This is a genomic window from Streptomyces sp. MP131-18 (assembly GCF_001984575.1).
In the GTDB taxonomy this organism is placed as follows: domain Bacteria; phylum Actinomycetota; class Actinomycetes; order Streptomycetales; family Streptomycetaceae; genus Streptomyces; species Streptomyces johnsoniae.
In genome coordinates this window covers 3981795-3998666 of the sequence record NZ_LZNS01000001.1, presented here as the reverse complement: position 1 = coordinate 3998666, position 16872 = coordinate 3981795, and the positions used below count along the sequence as shown (strand labels likewise).

The following is a 16872-nucleotide window of genomic DNA, read 5'->3' as shown; positions in this document are numbered from 1 at the left end:
ACCGTGCCGCCAGAGTCTTCGACCCGCCACTGATGCCTTCCACTTCGGGCCGGCACCAGCGCCCCGGAGCCCATCGGCGGGCGGGGGTGAGGTCATGAGCGAAGCAGGGCCCCCCGAGACCGGATCGCCCGCACGCGACGCTGAGCACGACCGCAGCGGACGAGAGACGGGACCACCCGATGAGGAGGACCTCGGTGCCCAGCTGGCCGGCCTGAACAAGCGGATCGACGAACATCTGAAGCGGTTGGCGGGCACATGACGAGCGCTTTTCCCCAGGCGGGCAGTCCTCCGGTTGGCGTCCTGGTCTCCATAGAGGTTGACGCCTGCACGGTCCGGCGCGGAGACCAAGTCATGGTCGGCGGTCAGGCATGGGTCGTCCTCGATATGGTGAGCATCGGACGGGGCGGCAAGCGTCTGCACTTCGCCGGCGGCGAAAGTCTCACCATGTCCCGTACGACCGTGCTTTGGGCCGCCCGCCGCATCAGCCCTCGCCAGGCACGACGGCGGTAGCGTGGGCTGCCCCTGCGCGAGCCGGCACCGCGGCAGCGCCCCGCACTGCATCACGCACGTCTACCAGCCCACGACCCTCGCCGGTATCGGGCGCCCCTCGGCGACATGCCCCCCGTCACTGAGGAGTGCCGACCTCCGCGAACGGCTGTCCGCCGCGGGGATCGCCCTCGACCGGGTAGTGGAACAGGTCACCGCACGCCCCCCGACCGCCGACGAAGCCGACACCTTCGGCATCACCATCGGCGTATCCATGCTGTCCATCCAGCGCACAGCGATCGACACCACCGGCCGCGTGCTGGAAGCCGCCTTCCTCACCTGTCCGGCGACCGCGCAGAAGCCATCTACACCACAACCCGCGTCAACAGCGCTGTAACACCCCCAGATATCCAACCTGTCCGTCTGTCCGGACCACTCCTTTGGCCCGGACAGACGGAAGGGGGCGACCCCCGCGTGTTACGACAGAAGCCTCTCAGCCGGACGGCTCCTGCCCCCATCGTTGACATCTACGCAGAATACCGCGCCTTCATGGAGTTCGCCGATTTCTCGCCCCCCTCTTCCGACCAGTTTTGATTTTCAGCCAGTACACTCTAGCCATCGTTTTCTCTTCAGGGTGAGTGGCGAGGCGGGCAATTATCCATGCCCTCTGCGACCCCAAGGCGGGGTTTTTTTTAGTGAGACGTAAGGCTTGCCATGTGGTGATTGGTGCGAGTAACCAGCGGCTGATGGTGAAGCCCATTAACCGAGGTCGCCTTTTAGGCAACTTCTACACTTCCCTCGTGCGGCTGATCAAGCTGCTGTTCACGCTTGCGTTGCTCAACACGCAGGAATTCGACTTCCTTGGCCAACTTTGCCAGCCTTGTCGATTCATCCGAATCATCGTAGGGCGAGATCCCCAACTCAAAGGCGGTGATGTGGTGTTCGATGTCATCCGCCGTCTGTTGAAGATAGAAGGCCCGCTCACGCCATTTGTAGTAGCCGGTAAACCCTGCTGCCACGCCGACGGAGAAGGTGATACCCATAGCCCAGTATTTGATGGGAGTCGGGGTATCAGCAAGGGCGGCAACGGCCGTTCCGCTCAGCGAGCCGACGATAATGACAGACTGTGCGATGTTGTGCTTCCTTCTATATTTTCTTCCGTCTTTGCGAAGGCCCTCAAGTTCGACCGGGATAGAGTCCTTGTAGGAGTATTGGCGGTCTGTCACCGGAAGGCCGAGACGGGCGGCGTCCAGGAGCCGAAGCTCCTCTGCTGCTTCGAGTTCAATCTTCAGTTCGCGCGCTGTCTTTTCGTAGTGCCCGCTTGCCTTACCTTCGACAAAACGGATCGTTCCGAAGGTCGCCGCACTGAGCAGAACTACAGGGATAGCGATCTTATTTGCCAGGGCGATGGCCGACCACCCGAACGCGACATTCGCGACCGTAAAACCGAATAATAGAGCGACGGCGAGAGCTGCGGCTAACCATCGAGTTACCGTTTGGATGGTTCGAACCCTGAAGGCGACCCGAATCTCGCCGATTTCCTTCTTGTGCCTGATCAGGGCTCTCACCCTGTCTGCTGTATCCGGGAACGGGGTCGTCATCGTCCTTGAGCCTTCTGTTTGTGTCGATTGAGCAGTCGAGGGCTGTTCTTTCGTAGAGGTTGGCGTGCGGGTCTCAGGAGTCTGCAGTGGTTCGCCATCTGGCGGCTCCCCGGCATTCGATCCACGCCGCGTGGGCGGAGAGTTCCGTTGAGCCGCGATGATGAGGAAGGCACCGCTGATGACGCCTGCGAGTGTCGTCAAGGAGCCCGCGCCTACGGCAGTGAATATCACGAAAGTATCTTTCAATGCCTCCCCTGTTAGCTTCTGGGCGCATTGCCTGGTTCACGGTGCGGCAACCGCTTTGCCGCGCCACAGAAAGTTAACAATAGTTGCTGTCGGTATCGGCAGTGCCCGAAGTGTCAGATTCAGCCACCCAAGCGACCTGTTTTAGTCGGACAACCGTACGAATGTGGCTTCTGTCCCCTGTGTTCTAACTTGGGTATCGCCGATGAGGCGCAGCTCCACACGGCGTCCTGCACGGTCGTGCGGCGGGGCACGGAAGGGGTGAGGGCTCGAAGCCCACACGCGGACTTTGCTGCGCTGGGCGGGTCTTGGTGCAGATGAGTGCCGCTGATCGCCGTCGAGTCCGCCTGCGACGGCTGTGGTGTCGCGGGGAGGCAGGGCTGCCGCAGCCGGGCCGGCCCGGCAGGCATGCCGGATGAGGCCGGCGGGCGTCTGCCGGGGTTCGCGGTAGTGCGCAGGGAGCGCTCCCCCTTGGGAACGTGCCGCCGCCGCGGAAGCGGAACGGGCGGAGCGGCGGCCGGGCTCGCCGCCGAGGCGCGGGGGAGGTCCGGTGGTTACCCGCGCCGCAGGTCGCTAGCCTGCGGCGGGGCGCCAGAAGCGCCAGGTGGCGTCCAGGACGTCGGCGTTCCGCTGCTCCCATTCGGTGGCCGCGCGCACCCGTCCCCGCGGGCAGTCCCATGGGCGGCCGCCGCTGAGCGGCCGCAGGTGCAGGCGGCTGCCGGTGCGGCCGGTGACCCGGCCCAGCCGGCCGCTGCGCAGATCGACCACACATGTCCCGTCAGCCCAGGACATCGCGTCTCCTCTGACGTCCGTCCGTCTTCCGAACGTCCACTGTGCGCGCTCGGCGGGCCGGTGCCGCGCGAGTTTCCTCCGCCTTGCGCAACGGTGAACACGTTCGGATGACATCCGGCCGCGAGACGGGCGCACCTGTTCGAGCCTCGCGAGGATTGAACGAGCGTCCTGAACGTACGTCCAAGACGGGTGTACGGTGGCCCGCATGGGGCATGCCGGAAAACCGTTCACGCATCTGCACGTCCACTCCCAGTACTCGCTGCTCGACGGCGCGGCGCGGCTCGCGGACCTGTTCAAGGCGTGCCGGGAGACGGGCATGACGCATCTGGCCGTCACGGACCACGGGAACCTGCACGGTGCCTACGACTTCTTCCACCAGGCCCGCGAGGCCGGTGTGACGCCGGTCATCGGCATCGAGGCGTATGTGGCGCCGGAGTCGCGGCGGCACAAGCGGCGCGTCCAGTGGGGGCAGCCGCACCAGAAGCGGGACGACGTCTCCGGCTCCGGCAGTTACACGCACAAGACGATCTGGGCCTACGACGACACGGGCCTGCACAACCTCTTCCGGCTCTCCTCCGACGCCTACGCGACCGGCTGGCTGACCAAGTGGCCGCGCACCGACAAGGAGGCCATCGCCACCTACGCGCGGGGCCTGATCGCCTCCACCGGCTGTCCCTCCGGCGAGGTGCAGACGCGGCTGCGGCTCGGCCAGTCCGACGAGGCGCTGAAGGCCGCGGCGGACTACCGCGACATCTTCGGCCCCGGCCGGTATTTCGTCGAACTCATGGACCACGGCCTGGAGATCGAGCGCCGGGTCAGGGACGGGCTGCTGGACATCGGCCGCAAGCTGGGCATCCCGCCGCTGGTCACGAACGACGCCCACTACACGCGCGCCGACGAGGCCGCGGCCCACGACGCGCTGCTGTGCATCCAGACCGGCAAGAGCCTCGCCGACCCGGGCCGCTTCCGCTTCGACGGCTCGGGCTACTACCTGAAGTCGCCCGCGGAGATGTACGCCGTCGACTCCTCCGACGCCTGGCAGGAGGGCTGCGCCAACACCCGGCTGGTCGCCGAACAGGTCGACGTCACCGGCTGGTTCGACAAGCACGACCTGATGCCGCGCTTCGACGTTCCCGAGGGTTACACCGAGGAGTCCTGGTTCCGCGCCGAGGTCGGCAGGGGCATGGCCCGCCGCTTCCCCGGCGGCGTCGGACAGCGGTACGCCGACCAGGCCGCGTACGAGATGGACGTCATCGTCCGGATGGGCTTCCCCGGATACTTCCTGGTGGTCGCGGACTTCATCATGTGGGCCAAGCGGCAGGGCATCGCCGTCGGTCCCGGCCGCGGTTCCGCGGCCGGGTCCCTGGTGTCCTACGCGCTGGGCATCACCGACCTCGACCCGCTGGTCCACGGCCTGATCTTCGAACGCTTCCTCAACCCGGAGCGCGTCTCCATGCCGGACGTCGACATCGACTTCGACGAACGCAGGCGCGGCGAGGTGATCCGTTACGTCACCGAGAAGTACGGCGCCGACAAGGTCGCCATGATCGGGACCTACGGCACCATCAAGGCCAAGAACGCGATCAAGGACGCGGCGCGCGTGCTCGGTTACCCCTACGCGGTGGGCGACCGCATCACCAAGGCCATGCCGGCCGACGCGGGCGGCAAGGGCATCCCGCTGTCCGGCATCACCGACGAGGCGCACCCGCGGTACGCCGAGGCCGCCGAGGTCCGCGGCATGTACGAGAACGAGCCGGACGTGCGGAAGGTCGTCGACACCGCGCGCGGCGTGGAGGGCCTGGTCCGGCAGATGGGCGTGCACGCCGCGGGCGTCATCATGTCCAGCGAGCCGGTCACCGACCACGTGCCGGTGTGGGTGCGGCACTCCGACGGGGTGACCATCACGCAGTGGGACTACCCCAGTTGCGAATCGCTCGGCCTGCTGAAGATGGACTTCCTCGGCCTGCGCAACCTCACGATCATGGACGACGCCGTCACCCTGATCGAACGCAACAAGGGCCTGCGCATCGACCTGCTCGCGCTGCCGCTGGACGACCGGCCCACGTTCGAACTCCTCGGCCGCGGCGACACGCTGGGCATCTTCCAGTTCGACGGCAACGCGATGCGTTCCCTGCTGCGCCTGATGAAGCCCGACAACTTCGAGGACATCACCGCCGTCACCGCCCTGTACCGGCCGGGCCCGATGGGCATGAACAGCCACACCAACTACGCCCTGCGCAAGAACGGCCGCCAGGAGATCACGCCGATCCACGAGGAGCTGGCGGAGCCGCTGACGGACGTCCTCGGCCTGACCTTCGGCCTCGTCGTCTACCAGGAGCAGGTGCAGCAGGCCGCGCAGATCCTGGCCGGCTACTCACTCGGCCAGGCCGACCTGCTGCGCCGCGCCATGGGCAAGAAGAAGAAAGAGGTGCTGGACAAGGAGTTCGTCCACTTCGAACGCGGCATGCGCGAGCGCGGCTACTCCCCCGGCGCGGTCCGCGCGGTGTGGGACGTCCTGGTCCCGTTCGCGGGCTACGCGTACAACAAGGCGCACGCCGCCGCCTACGCGCTGGTCTCCTACTGGACGGCCTACCTCAAGGCGAACCACCCGGCCGAGTACATGGCCGGCGTGCTCACTTCCGTCGGCGACGACAAGGACAAGATGGCGCTTTACCTGGGGGAGTGCCGCCGCATGGGCATCCGCGTCCTGCCGCCCGACGTCAACGAGTCCGACGCCACGTTCACGCCGCACGGCAACGACCGCATCCGCTTCGGCCTCACGGCGGTGCGGAACGTCGGCAGGCCCGTCGTGGACGCGGTGCTGCGGGCGCGCGCGGCGCACGGGAAGTTCGTCTCGTTCCCCGACTACCTGGAGAAGTCGGAGGTGGTCGCCTGCAACAAGCGGACCGTCGAATCCCTCATCAGGGCGGGCGCGTTCGACGATCTCGGGCACACCAGGAAGGGCCTCGCCGAACGCCACGAGGCGCTGATCGACTCCGTCGTCGCCCTCAAGCGCAAGGAGGCGGAAGGGCAGTTCGACCTGTTCGGCGGCATGAACGGGGAAGCGGACGGCCCCGGCCCCACGCCCGGGACGGCGGCCGAGTTCCCGGCCGAGGAGTGGGACCGCGCCCAACTACTCGCCGGGGAACGGGACATGCTCGGCCTGTACGTATCCGCGCATCCGCTCGACGGTCTTGAGGACGTGCTGCGGGCCGGGTCGGACACCGGCATCGCCGCCCTGACCGCGGGCGAGTACACGGACGGCACGGTCGTCACCGTCGGCGGCATCGTCTCGGGCCTGACGCGGAAGGTGACCAAGCAGGGGAACCCGTGGGCCATCGCAGGCGTCGAGGACCTGAACGGCTCCATCGACTGCCTGTTCTTCCCCGCCGCCTACCAGTTGGTCTCCCACCAGCTCGTCGAGGACGCGGTGGTGTTCGTCAAGGGCCGCCTCGACCGGCGCGAGGACGTGCCGCGGCTCGTCGGCATGGAGCTGACGGTGCCCGACCTGGCGTCCGCCGCCGGCACGCGCATCTGCCTAGAGATCGCCGAATCCCGCGTGACGCCCCGGACGGTGGCGCAGCTGAAGGACATCCTGCACGCCCACCCCGGCGGCACCGAGGTGCACCTGCGGATGCGCGGCCGGTCGCGGACCACCGTGTTCCGGCTCGGCCCGCGCGTGGCCGTCCGCCCCGAATTCTGGGGCGACCTGAAGGCCGCCGTCGCCGTCACGCGCGTGTCCTGATCGGCTCGGGACCGGTCACGGCGCGGCCGTCACGGCGGCCACGACGAGCAGCAGCCCCGCCGAGATCCTCGTCAGCCCGCGCCCCGGGCTGCGGACCGCGCCGCCCACGCGGGCGGCGGTGAGCCCGACCGCGGAGTACACCAGCCCGCACAGCAGAATGTGCAGCGCCCCGAGCAGCGCGAGTTGGGCGCCGACCGGCAGGGCCGCACCGGTGTCCGTGAACTGCGGCAGCAGCGAGACGAACAGCAGCAGCGCCTTCGGGTTGAGGAGCGCGGTGAGCATGCTCTGCCGCGCGACGGCCGCGGTGTTCAGCGGCGCGGCCGGTTCCGGCGCCGCGGCCCGCGCGCCACGGCGGGCGGCGAGCAGCATCCGGACGGCCAGCAGCGTCAGGTAGGCGGCGCCCGCGTAGCGGAGCACGGGCAGCACCGCCGGGTACGCGCGGACCGCGGCGGCCAGGCCGGCGGTGACCGCGACCGTGTACACCAGGTAGCCCGCGCACACCCCGGCCACCGCGGTGAGCGCCGCCCGGCGGCCCTGGCCGAGCCCGCGGGCGATCACGTACAGCCAGTCGGGCCCCGGGGTGCACACCAGCAGCAGATCCACGCCGAGGAACAGCAGCAGGGAATCCATGCCTCGGACGCTAGTGCGAATGCCGCGGCAGCCGATTGCCAAAAAGTGCCGAGCCGGACGGCAGCGAGGCAGAATATTGCGCCATGGACCGGATAGACCGCAGCATTCTGCGCGAGCTCCAGCGGGATGGCCGTCTGAGCAACACCGAGCTGGCCGACCGGGTGGGACTCTCCCCTTCGCCGTGCCTGCGCCGCGTGCGCCGGCTCGAACGGGAGGGCGTGATCCGCGGCTACCGGGCGCGGCTGGACGGGGCCGCGCTCGGCCGGGGCTTCCAGACCTTCGTGACCGTGGTGATGGCCAGGGAGGACCGGGCGACCATCGCCGAGTTCGAGCGCAGGGTGGCGGAGCTGCCCGAAGTGGTCGAGGCGCACCGGCTGTTCGGCGATCCGGACTTCCTGCTGCGCGTGGCGACCGCGGACCTCGCCGCGTTCGAACGCTTCTACACCGCCACCCTGTCCGACCTGCCGGGCCTGGCGCAGCTCACGTCGCACCTGACGATGAAGGAGATCAAGCCCGACACCGGCCTGCCCATCGGCCGGGGCTGAAGGGGCACCGGGGGCGGGTCACCGGGGGCGGGTCACCGAGGGCGGCTCAGCCAGTGGAACAGGGCCATCGCCACGCTGGTCGCCAGGTTGTAGCTGGAGACGCCCTCCCGCATCGGCAGGGCCACCAGGCCGGTGGCCCGTTCCTTGAGGGCGGGGGACAGGCCCGGCCGTTCCGAGCCGAAGGCGAGCAGCGCGCCGTCAGGCACCGGGACGGAACGGATGTCCGTGCCGGCCGGGTCGAGCCCGTACAGCGGTCCTGGCGGCAGGGTGTCGAGGCCGCCGGCCCGGTCGACCGCCGTCGCGTAGTGCAGCCCGGCGGCGGCGCGCAGCACCGCCGGATGCCACGGGTCGGCGGTGCCGGTGGTGACCACGCCCGCGGCGCCGGTGCCGGCGGCGAGACGGATGACGGCGCCGATGTTCCCGAGGTGGCGCGGGTTCTCCAGGACCACCACGGGGCCACGTCCTGGCACCGGCGGGCGCGGCGCGGGGCGGGCCAGGGCGGCGACGCCGGTGGGGTGCGGCCGGGGCACGAGCGCCGCGAGGTCCCGCGGCGGCACCGGCGTGAGCAGGGCGGCCAGCCGCGGGTGCAGGTCGGGCGCCAGGTCCCGGGCCAGTCCGAGCGCCGCGGCGCGGTCCGCGGCCACCGCGAGCGGCACCTCGGCGCCGAAGCGCAGCGCGTGCTTGAGCGCGTGGAAGCCGTCCAGCAGAACGGTGTCCCGCGCGGCCAGTTCGTGCCAGGCGGCGGCCGTGTCCTTCGTCACCGGGACTTCGCCCAGGCCGGTGCCCGGTCCGCGGCGGCGGCCCCGGGCCCGGCCGGGCCCACGTCCCGCGCGGGCCGGCCGGGCGCGGGACGGCGGCGCAGGCGCCGGCGCACCGGATCGGTCACCCGCTGGGCGCGCGCGCCCAGCCACACCAGGAAGGCGGTCGGCAGGAAGACGCTGTCCATGGCGATCATGGCCATGGAGAAGAACGGCAGCCCGAGCAGCACGGCGATCCCGATGTGCTCGCCGATCATCAGCACCAGCAGCACGTTCTTCGCGCGGCGGTTGAGCAGCGCGAACGGGAAGGCCACCTGCACGAACACCGTGCCGTAGGTGAGGGCCGTGATGATCAGGCCGCTGCCCACCAGCAGGTCGCTCAGCTCGGGCCAGACGTTGAAGTAGTCCAGCTCCATCGGGTAGTAGACGGCGGTGCCGTCCTGCCAGCGCGAGCCCTGGATCTTGTACCAGCCCGCGGTGGCGTAGATGATGCAGACCTCCGCCATGATCACGAACAGGGCCGCGTTGTGCACGAGATTGGCGATGATGTCGGAGACGATGCGCGGCTCGCCGGGCGCGAAGCGCCGGATCAGCCACCAGTAGCCGTGCACCAGCCACATCCCGGCGAAGAACAGGCTCCACACCGGGCTGTCGATCTTGCCGCTGACCAGCGCCGCCACCAGCACGACGCCGAGCACCGCCCACACCGCGATGCCCACCGGGTCGTCCGTGGCGCGGCGCCCCGGCGCCCGGCGCGCGCCGGCGCGCGTCCAGCGACCAGACCTGGCCGCAGCGGGTGAGGACCAGGTACATCACCATGAGGTGGATGACATTGTCCCCGCCGTCGCCCATGAAGACGCTGCGGTTCTGCACGGACAGCACGCCCACCATGAACAGCACGGACGTCGCGCGCGTGCGCCAGCCGAGCAGCATGCCGACGGCGGCGAGGATCGTCAGGTGGTAGACCAGCTCGAACCAGGCCCCGGAGTCCGACCACAGCAGCAGCGTGAACGCGCCGTTGTTGTCGACGAACTGCGTGGCCAGGTCGAAGCCCCACGGACTGTCCGGACCGTACAGCTCGTGCCGGTTGGGCCACTCGTGCAGCAGGAAGAGCAGCACGGTCGTCGCGAAGCCGATGCGCACGATCGCCGTCTGGTGCGGGCCGAGGGCGCGCCGCGTGATGTGGCCGATGCCGCGCGCGAGCGCCGCGTCGAAGCGGCCCCCGAGGTCGCGGAACGGCGAGGGCGGCGGCCCGTCCGTTCCCCCGCCGGTGGCCGTGCCGGCCGCGTTCGTCCGCTGAGCGGGAATGCTCACCGCTGGTCCCCTTCCCCGGTCCGTTCCGAGGCGAGTGCACCGGTCGGCAGGTCCTCGGTCGTCACCACCCACCAGTCGAGCTCCTCGTGGACGGGCGAGGTGTCGAAGTCCTCCTGCCGCCACTCGGGCGCGGGCACCCGCTGGATCGTGGAGCGCAGCTGGATGCGCTCCACGGTGCCGACGTCCATCCGGTCCGCCAGCCGCAGCAGCGCGATGCGCCGCACGTACGACTCGGACAGCTCGCCCCGCAGGCCCACCGCGTCGCCGTCGTCGTCGTGGGACTTGGTGTAGAAGTCCCAGGCGCGGCGCAGCGTGTTCTGCGCGGTGTGGCTGGGCAGCAGCTGGTGCTCGATGCCCTCGATGTCCATGGCGGTCAGGCTGATCCAGTCGGTGACGCTGCTGGCGCCGTCCTCGTCCGTGACCTCGGCGCGCACGGCCAGACTCTCGTTGCGCTGGAGGGGGTTGGGCGCGAACAGCTTCCAGTTCTGCTCGAACTCCGGGTATATGTAGCCGCGGACGGTGTCGTGGTGCTCCTCGTTCAGGGTGTTCGACGGCGCGACGAAGAGGAACACCATCGCCATGTGCCACGCCGTGAACGCGGCGACGCCCCCCACCGCGACCGCGATGACGATCCGGGCCGGGAGCGACAGCGCGCCGAGGCGGACGGACTCCGTCGGTGTCTCGTCGGCTTCGGCTTCTTCCTGTGCCGTGTCGGATGACAGCATGCTCGGCCCGCTCCCCCAGGGACTCATCTCGCTTGACCCGAGCACGGTACCTGTCTCCCGGCCGCCTTGACACGCCGGAGCGTCCGCAGCACCATCGAACCGAACGATCGGTCGGCGCGGAGGGCTGAGCGGTGGGTACAGCGGTGAGCGCGGAGCCGGAACGGGCCCGCGCCGAGGACTTCGAACGGACCATCGCCGCCGACGAGCGGATCGAGCCACGCGACTGGATGCCGGACGCCTACCGCGCCACGCTGATCCGGCAGATCGCGCAGCACGCGCACTCCGAGATCATCGGCATGCAGCCCGAGGCGAACTGGATCACCCGCGCCCCCTCGCTGCGCCGCAAGGCCATCCTCATCGCCAAGGTCCAGGACGAGGCGGGCCACGGCCTCTACCTGTACGGGGCCGCGGAAACACTGGGCGCGAGCCGCGCGGAGCTGCTCGGCAAACTGCACACCGGCCGCCACAAATACTCGTCGATCTTCAACTACCCGACCCTCACCTGGGCCGACGTGGGCGCCATCGGCTGGCTCGTCGACGGCGCCGCGATCACCAACCAGGTGCCGCTGTGCCGCTGCTCCTACGGCCCCTACGCCCGCGCGATGGTGCGGATCTGCAAGGAGGAGTCCTTCCACCAACGGCAGGGCTACGAGCTGCTGCACGCGCTCGCCCGCGGCACCGGCGCGCAGCGCGCCATGGCCCAGGACGCGGTGGACCGCTGGTGGTGGCCCTCCCTGATGATGTTCGGCCCGCCCGACGACGCCTCGCCGCGCACCGCGCAGTCGATGGCCTGGAAGATCAAGCGGCACACCAACGACGAGCTGCGGCAGCGCTTCGTCGACATCTGCGTGCCGCAGGCCGAGGCCCTGGGCCTCACCCTCCCCGACCGCGACCTGCGGTGGAACGAGGAGCGCGGCCACTGGGACTTCGGCGCCGTGGACTGGGACGAGTTCCGCGCCGTGCTGGCCGGCGAAGGGCCGTGCAACGAGCAGCGCCTCGACCAGCGCCGCCGGGCGCACGAGGAGGGCGCGTGGGTGCGCGAGGCGGCGGCGGCCTACGCCGCCAAGCACCCGGCCGGAGCCGCGCGATGAGCGGCGGCGACGCCGACTGGCCGCTGTGGGAGGTGTTCGTCCGGCCGCGGCGCGGCCTGGCCCACACCCACGCGGGCAGCCTGCACGCGCCGGACGCGGAGCTTGCCCTGCGCAACGCCCGCGACCTGTTCACACGCCGCGGCGAGGGCGTCTCGCTGTGGGTGGTCCCCGCGGCGGCCGTCACCGCCTCGTCCCCCGACGAGCGCGACCCGTTCTTCCGGCCTGCCGCGGACAAGCCCTACCGGCACCCCACCTTCTACGAGGTGCCCGAGGGGGTGCGGCACCTGTGACGGCGCCCGCGCTCACGGAGTCGGAACGGGAGGCCGCGCTCGCCCTCGGCGACGACGCGCTGATCCTGTCCCACCGGCTCGCCGAATGGGCCGGGCACGCCCCCGTGCTCGAAGAAGAGGTGGCCCTCGCCAACCTCGCGCTCGACCTGCTCGGCCAGGCCCGCGCGCTGCTCTCCCTCGCGGGCGACGAGGACGAGCTCGCGTTCCGCCGCGACGCACGCGACTTCCGCAACCTCCAGCTCGTCGAGCAGCCGAACGGCGACTTCGCGCACACGGTCGTCCGGCAGCTGTTCCACGCCACCTGGCAGGAGCTGCTGTACGCACAACTCGCGGCCGGCGGCGGCCCGTTCGCCGCCATCGCCGCCCATGCCGCGCCCGAGACCCGCTACCACCGCGACCACGCCGTGACCTGGACGCTGCGCCTCGGCGACGGTACGGCGGAGAGCCACGCGCGCACGGGGCGCGCCGTCCGCGCGCTGTGGCGCTTCACCGGCGAGCTGTTCGAGCCCGTGCCCGGACTCGCCGGAACGGACCCGGGGGGGCTGCGCGCCGCCTGGACCGAGCGCGTCACCGAAACGCTGCGCGCCGCGACGCTCCCCGTCCCCGAGGCCCCGCCGCCGCCCACCGCCTGGTCGGCGGGCGGCGGGCGGCGCGGCATCCACACCGAGCCGTTCGGCCGCCTCCTCGCCGAGATGCAGCACCTGCACCGCAGCCACCCGGGGGCGGCGTGGTGACCCGGCTGGCCGCGCTCGCGGGCGCGGTCCCCGACCCGGAACTGCCGATGGTGACCCTGGCGGACCTCGGCGTCCTGCGCTCCGTGCGGCGCGGACACGAGGAGGGGCCCGTCGTCGTGGAGCTGGCGCCGACGTGGCTCGGCTGCCCGGCCGTCGAGACCATGGCCGAGGACATCCGGCGCACCCTGCGCGCCCACGGCGTGCCCGAGGTCACCGTCCGCACCGTCCTGGACCCGCCCTGGCGCACCGACGACATCACCGCGGAAGGCCGCCGCAAGCTCGCCGCGGCGGGCATCGCGCCGCCCCGGGCGGGCGGCCCCGTGTTCGTCGGGCTGCCCGCCCCGCCGGTGCCCTGCCCGCGCTGCGGCAGCACCGACACCACCGTGCTCAGCCGCTTCTCCGGCACCCTCTGCCGCGCGCTGCGCCGCTGCGCCGCCTGCCGCGAGCCGTTCGACCACATGAAGGAGCGGTGATGTTCCACCCGCTCAGCGTCGCCAGCACCGCGCGGGCCGCCGAGGACGCGGTGGCCGTCACGCTCGCCGTGCCGCCGCCGCTGCGCGCCGCGTTCCGGCACGTTCCCGGTCAGCACCTCACGTTCCGGCACGGCGCGCTGCGCCGCACCTACTCCATCGCCTCGGCCGCGGCCGACGGCGGCGCGGACCTGCTCACCGTCGGCATCAGGCAGGTGCCGGGCGGCGCGTTCTCCGCCGGCTTCGCGCGGGAGCTGGCCGCGGGCTCGTGGGTGGACGTGCTGCCGCCGCGCGGGCGCTTCACGCTGCGCCCGCGCCCCGGACACTTCGCCGCCGTGGCCGGCGGCAGCGGCATCACGCCGGTGCTTTCGATGGCGGCCACGCTGCTCGCCAACGAGCCCGCCGCCCGCTTCACGCTGCTGCGCAGCGACCGCAGCGCGGCCAGCGCGATGTTCCTCGACGAGGTGGCCGACCTGAAGGACCGCCATCCCGGCCGGTTCCAGTCGCTGCACGCGCTCACCCGCGAGGAGCGCAGCGCCGGCCTGCCCCCCGGGCGGCTCGACCGCGCGCGGCTGCGCGCCCTGCTGCCCGCGCTGCTGCCCTGCGACGCCGTCGCCGGCTGGTACCTGTGCGGACCGGAGGGGCTCATCGACGCGGCGCGCGGTGCGCTGCGCGCGCTCGGGGTGGCGCGCGAGCGCGTGCACATCGAGCTGTTCCACGCCGGAGCGGCGCCGCCCGAGCCCGGCGCGAACGCCGCCGGGGGCACCCCCGGGTCCGCGACGCTGACGGCCACGCTCGACGGGCGCCGCGCGAGCTGGCCGGTCGCGGCGGGCGAGACGCTGCTGTCCGCCGTGCTGCGCAACCGGCCGGACGCGCCCTACGCCTGCCGCGGCGGCGTGTGCGGCACCTGCCGCGCGCGGCTGACGGACGGGCGGGTGCGGATGGACCGGAACTACGCGCTGGAGCCCGCCGAGACCGAAGCCGGGTACGTCCTGGCCTGCCAGTCCCGCCCGCTGACGGACCGGGTCGGCCTCGACTTCGACGCCTGAGCCGGGAGATACGGCCCTCGCCCGCGGCCTATCGTTGAGCGCATGAGGCAGCAGCGCCAGGACAGCGGGACCGGCCGCGCGGCCGGTACGTCCATCTTCACCGAAATGACCGAACTGGCCCGCGCCACCGGGTCGGTGAACCTCGGCCAGGGCGTGCCGGAGCTGGACGCGCCGCCGGCGCTCCTCGCGGATGTCTCCGAGGCCGTCCTCGCCGGGCACAACCAGTACCCGCCCGCGTTCGGCTTCCCCGCCCTGCGCGAGGCGATCGCCGCGCACCAGCGCGCGCACTACGGTCTCGACCTCGACCCGGCCACCGAGGTGCTGGTGACCTCGGGCGCCACCGAGGCGCTGGCCGCGGCCTGCCTGGCCCTGACCGGCGCGGGCGACGAGATCGTCACCTTCGACCCCGCCTACGACGCGTACCCCGCCGGCGCCCGCCTGTCCGGCGCGCGCCTGGTGACCGTTCCGCTGGCCATCGACGGGGACGGCTTCCAGCTCGACCCGGACGCGCTGCGCGCCGCGCTGACGCCCGCGTCACGGCTGCTTGTGCTCAATTCGCCGCACAATCCGACCGGCAAGGTGTTCACCCCGGACGAACTCGTGCTCATCGCGGAGGCCGCGTGCGAGCACGATCTGACGGTCGTCACGGACGAGGTGTACGAGCACCTGGTCTACGACGGCGCCCGCCACGTGCCGATCGCGACGCTGCCCGGCATGCGCGAACGGACCCTGACGATCAGCTCCGCGGGCAAGACGTTCAACGTCACCGGCTGGAAGGTCGGCTGGGTGAGCGGCCCCGCCGCGCTGGTGGCGGCCGTGATGTCGGTCAAACAGTGGCTGACGTACGCCTCGGGCACGCCCTACCAGGAGGCCATCGGCACCGCGCTCGGCGGCGTCGCGGACTGGGCGGCCGGGCTCCGGGAGACGCTGCGCGGCAACCGGGACCTGCTGGCCGGCGGCCTGCGCGCGGCCGGGCTCAGCCCCTTCCGCGCGGACGCCGGGTACTTCCTCCAGGCCGACATCCGGCCGTGGGGCTTCCACGACGGACTGCGGTTCTGCCGCGAACTGCCGGAGCGCGCCGGGGTGGTGGCGATCCCGACCTCGGCGTTCCAGCAGGGCGTGGACACCACCCCGTGGCTGGTGCGCTTCTCCTTCTGCCGGCGCGAGGCGTCCCTGCGCGACGCGGTGGCCCGGCTGGCGGCCCTCACCCCGTAGGCCCGGTCCGGCCGCGGCGGCGGGGGCGGTCAGAGGACGAACGGGTCGTCCCCCTCGCCGACCAGCGCGCGGCCCGACGCCTGCCAGGCGTGCATGCCGCCGTCCACGTTCGCCGCGTCGAGCCCCTGCTGCACGAGGTAGGCGGTGACCTGCGCGGACCGGCCGCCGACCTTGCACACCACGTGGAGGCGCCCCTCGGACGCGAGCTCGGTGATCTCGCCGAGGCGCTCGACGACCTGCCCGATCGGGATGTGCACCGCACCCTCGGCATGCCCCGCGGCCCACTCCTCGGGCTCGCGGACGTCGAGCAGCGGCGCGCCCGCGGGCACGGCGTCGGCCGTCACGGTGGGAAGGGTGAAACTCATGTCCCCGACCCTACCCGGCCAGCAGCCCGGCCAGTTCGGCTTCGCGGGCGGCGACCCGCTGCCGCAGCTCCTCGGCGACCTCGGCCAGCATCAGGTCCGGGTCGTCGCCCGCCATCCGCAGCATGGAGCCGATCGCGCTGTCCTCCAGGGCGGAGGCGGCGTCCGCGAGCAACTCCTTGCGCCGGGCCAGCCACTCCAGGCGTGCGTACAGCTCCTCGCCGCGGCTGCGCTCCGGCTCGGGGCCCGCGCCGCCGCGCGCCCACTCCTCGGCGAGGGCGCGCAGCTCCTCGGTGTCGCCGCGGGCGTACGCCTGGTTCACGCGGGCGAGGAACGCGTCCCTGCGGTCGCGTTCTGTGGGGTCGGCGGCCAGGTCGGGGTGGCATTCGCGGACCACCTCGCGGTAGAGCTTGCGGGCCTCCTCGTCCGGCCGGACGCGCTGCGGCTCCTGCACCGACTGCTCGGTGAGCATGGCGTAGCCCTCCGGGCTGAAGCCCTCGCCGTCCAGCCAGCCCTGGAACAGCTCGGCGACCTGCGGCATCGGTGCTACCGCCGCGCGGGCCTCGGCGGCCCGCCGCTGGTCCGCCGGATCGCCGGTACGGGCCGCGACGGCCTCGGCGATCTCCGCGTCCAGCTCCTCAAGACGCGCATAGAGCGGCCCGAGCCGCCGTTCGTGGAGGCGCGAGAAGTTCTCCACCTCGATGCGGAAGGTCTCCACGGCGATCTCGAACTCGATCAGCGCCGTTTCGGCCGCCCGGACGGCGCGTTCGAGCCGCGCGGTCGTCTCGTCGTAGTCGTCCGTCACCCGCTCAACCCTACGGG

At 71.6% G+C, this 16872-nt stretch carries 17 protein-coding genes and 1 pseudogene; 10 read left to right on the top strand and 8 right to left on the bottom strand.

Annotation, left to right across the window (positions count from 1 at the left end; genetic code table 11):
- Nucleotides 1-94 precede the first annotated feature (94 nt).
- Both STBA_RS37830 and STBA_RS17910 read left to right on the top strand, forming a co-directional pair.
- Nucleotides 95-259, top strand: coding sequence for a hypothetical protein (locus STBA_RS37830; protein WP_171987726.1), 165 nt, complete (start codon nt 95-97; stop codon nt 257-259).
- A 252-nt stretch (nt 260-511) separates the two neighbouring features.
- Nucleotides 512-883, top strand: coding sequence for a UTRA domain-containing protein (locus STBA_RS17910; protein ID WP_077060209.1), 372 nt, complete (start codon nt 512-514; stop codon nt 881-883).
- A gap of 379 nt (nt 884-1262) precedes the next feature.
- On the opposite strand, the gene STBA_RS37200 is transcribed toward STBA_RS17910, so the two are convergent.
- Together STBA_RS37200 and STBA_RS17900 are read right to left on the bottom strand one after the other, a co-directional pair.
- Complete coding sequence (locus tag STBA_RS37200; protein ID WP_216355938.1) at nt 1263-2054, bottom strand: SLATT domain-containing protein; 792 nt, start codon at nt 2052-2054, stop codon at nt 1263-1265.
- 849 nt (nt 2055-2903) lie between these two features.
- Nucleotides 2904-3122, bottom strand: coding sequence for a hypothetical protein (locus STBA_RS17900; RefSeq protein ID WP_077060208.1), 219 nt, complete (start codon nt 3120-3122; stop codon nt 2904-2906).
- Between the two features lie 205 nt (nt 3123-3327).
- On the opposite strand from STBA_RS17900, the gene dnaE reads away from it, so the two are divergent.
- Nucleotides 3328-6867, top strand: a complete 3540-nt coding sequence (gene dnaE / locus STBA_RS17895) for a DNA polymerase III subunit alpha (RefSeq protein WP_077060207.1) — start codon at nt 3328-3330, stop codon at nt 6865-6867.
- A gap of 15 nt (nt 6868-6882) precedes the next feature.
- Here dnaE and STBA_RS17890 read toward each other — a convergent pair whose 3' ends face one another.
- Nucleotides 6883-7497 carry a LysE family translocator gene (locus STBA_RS17890; RefSeq protein WP_077060206.1) on the bottom strand — a complete coding sequence of 205 codons (615 nt, stop codon included), beginning with the start codon at nt 7495-7497 and terminating at the stop codon, nt 6883-6885.
- 83 nt (nt 7498-7580) lie between these two features.
- Between STBA_RS17890 and STBA_RS17885 the strand changes: the two genes are divergently transcribed.
- Nucleotides 7581-8042, top strand: a complete 462-nt coding sequence (locus STBA_RS17885) for an Lrp/AsnC family transcriptional regulator (RefSeq protein WP_077060205.1) — start codon at nt 7581-7583, stop codon at nt 8040-8042.
- A gap of 32 nt (nt 8043-8074) precedes the next feature.
- On the opposite strand, the gene STBA_RS36585 is transcribed toward STBA_RS17885, so the two are convergent.
- From STBA_RS36585 to STBA_RS17870, 3 genes and pseudogenes are all read right to left on the bottom strand, one after another.
- Nucleotides 8075-8803, bottom strand: coding sequence for a TrmH family RNA methyltransferase (locus tag STBA_RS36585; protein WP_077060204.1), 729 nt, complete (start codon nt 8801-8803; stop codon nt 8075-8077).
- Nucleotides 8800-9991 (bottom strand): annotated as a pseudogene (locus STBA_RS36580) (HTTM domain-containing protein). The gene STBA_RS36585 and the pseudogene STBA_RS36580 overlap by 4 nt, the downstream one beginning before the upstream one ends.
- 119 nt (nt 9992-10110) lie before the next feature.
- Entirely contained in the window at nt 10111-10839 is a 729-nt protein-coding gene (locus tag STBA_RS17870; RefSeq protein ID WP_077060202.1) for a DUF5819 family protein, read from the bottom strand.
- A 131-nt stretch (nt 10840-10970) separates the two neighbouring features.
- Between STBA_RS17870 and paaA the strand changes: the two genes are divergently transcribed.
- From paaA to STBA_RS17840, 6 genes are read left to right on the top strand one after another with little or no spacing between them, the layout of a single operon-like run.
- Nucleotides 10971-11930 carry a 1,2-phenylacetyl-CoA epoxidase subunit PaaA gene (paaA, locus tag STBA_RS17865; protein WP_077060201.1) on the top strand — a complete coding sequence of 320 codons (960 nt, stop codon included), beginning with the start codon at nt 10971-10973 and terminating at the stop codon, nt 11928-11930.
- Nucleotides 11927-12220, top strand: a complete 294-nt coding sequence (gene paaB, locus STBA_RS17860) for a 1,2-phenylacetyl-CoA epoxidase subunit PaaB (protein ID WP_077060200.1) — start codon at nt 11927-11929, stop codon at nt 12218-12220. Before paaA ends, paaB begins: the two co-directional genes overlap by 4 nt.
- Nucleotides 12217-12954 (top strand): 1,2-phenylacetyl-CoA epoxidase subunit PaaC, encoded by a 738-nt coding sequence (gene paaC / locus STBA_RS17855; RefSeq protein ID WP_077060199.1) that lies wholly within the window; start codon nt 12217-12219, stop codon nt 12952-12954. The genes paaB and paaC overlap by 4 nt, the downstream gene beginning before the upstream one ends.
- Nucleotides 12948-13427, top strand: a complete 480-nt coding sequence (gene paaD, locus STBA_RS17850; protein ID WP_077060198.1) for a 1,2-phenylacetyl-CoA epoxidase subunit PaaD — start codon at nt 12948-12950, stop codon at nt 13425-13427. Before paaC ends, paaD begins: the two co-directional genes overlap by 7 nt.
- Entirely contained in the window at nt 13427-14473 is a 1047-nt protein-coding gene (locus STBA_RS17845; protein ID WP_077060197.1) for a 2Fe-2S iron-sulfur cluster-binding protein, read from the top strand. Before paaD ends, STBA_RS17845 begins: the two co-directional genes overlap by 1 nt.
- A 42-nt stretch (nt 14474-14515) precedes the next feature.
- Complete coding sequence (locus tag STBA_RS17840; protein WP_077060196.1) at nt 14516-15688, top strand: aminotransferase class I/II-fold pyridoxal phosphate-dependent enzyme; 1173 nt, start codon at nt 14516-14518, stop codon at nt 15686-15688.
- A 29-nt stretch (nt 15689-15717) separates the two neighbouring features.
- On the opposite strand, the gene STBA_RS17835 is transcribed toward STBA_RS17840, so the two are convergent.
- Together STBA_RS17835 and STBA_RS17830 are read right to left on the bottom strand one after the other, a co-directional pair.
- Nucleotides 15718-16053 carry a rhodanese-like domain-containing protein gene (locus STBA_RS17835; protein ID WP_077060195.1) on the bottom strand — a complete coding sequence of 112 codons (336 nt, stop codon included), beginning with the start codon at nt 16051-16053 and terminating at the stop codon, nt 15718-15720.
- Between the two features lie 10 nt (nt 16054-16063).
- A complete protein-coding gene (locus STBA_RS17830; protein ID WP_077060194.1) occupies nt 16064-16855 on the bottom strand; it encodes a hypothetical protein in 792 nt (263 codons plus the stop codon).
- Nucleotides 16856-16872: the final 17 nt, after the last annotated feature.

What these genes read in the sequence shown, in the direction of transcription:
- STBA_RS17840 (WP_077060196.1), top strand. Translation starts at nt 14,516, where the DNA reads ATGAGGCAGCAGCGCCAGGACAGCGGGACCGGCCGCGCGGCCGGTACG.
- paaB (WP_077060200.1), top strand. Translation starts at nt 11,927, where the DNA reads ATGAGCGGCGGCGACGCCGACTGGCCGCTGTGGGAGGTGTTCGTCCGG.
- STBA_RS17835 (WP_077060195.1), bottom strand. Translation starts at nt 16,053, where the DNA reads ATGAGTTTCACCCTTCCCACCGTGACGGCCGACGCCGTGCCCGCGGGC.
- dnaE (WP_077060207.1), top strand. Translation starts at nt 3,328, where the DNA reads ATGGGGCATGCCGGAAAACCGTTCACGCATCTGCACGTCCACTCCCAG.
- STBA_RS17845 (WP_077060197.1), top strand. Translation starts at nt 13,427, where the DNA reads ATGTTCCACCCGCTCAGCGTCGCCAGCACCGCGCGGGCCGCCGAGGAC.
- STBA_RS17890 (WP_077060206.1), bottom strand. Translation starts at nt 7,497, where the DNA reads ATGGATTCCCTGCTGCTGTTCCTCGGCGTGGATCTGCTGCTGGTGTGC.
- STBA_RS17870 (WP_077060202.1), bottom strand. Translation starts at nt 10,839, where the DNA reads ATGCTGTCATCCGACACGGCACAGGAAGAAGCCGAAGCCGACGAGACA.
- STBA_RS37830 (WP_171987726.1), top strand. Translation starts at nt 95, where the DNA reads ATGAGCGAAGCAGGGCCCCCCGAGACCGGATCGCCCGCACGCGACGCT.
- STBA_RS17900 (WP_077060208.1), bottom strand. Translation starts at nt 3,122, where the DNA reads ATGTCCTGGGCTGACGGGACATGTGTGGTCGATCTGCGCAGCGGCCGG.
- STBA_RS17885 (WP_077060205.1), top strand. Translation starts at nt 7,581, where the DNA reads ATGGACCGGATAGACCGCAGCATTCTGCGCGAGCTCCAGCGGGATGGC.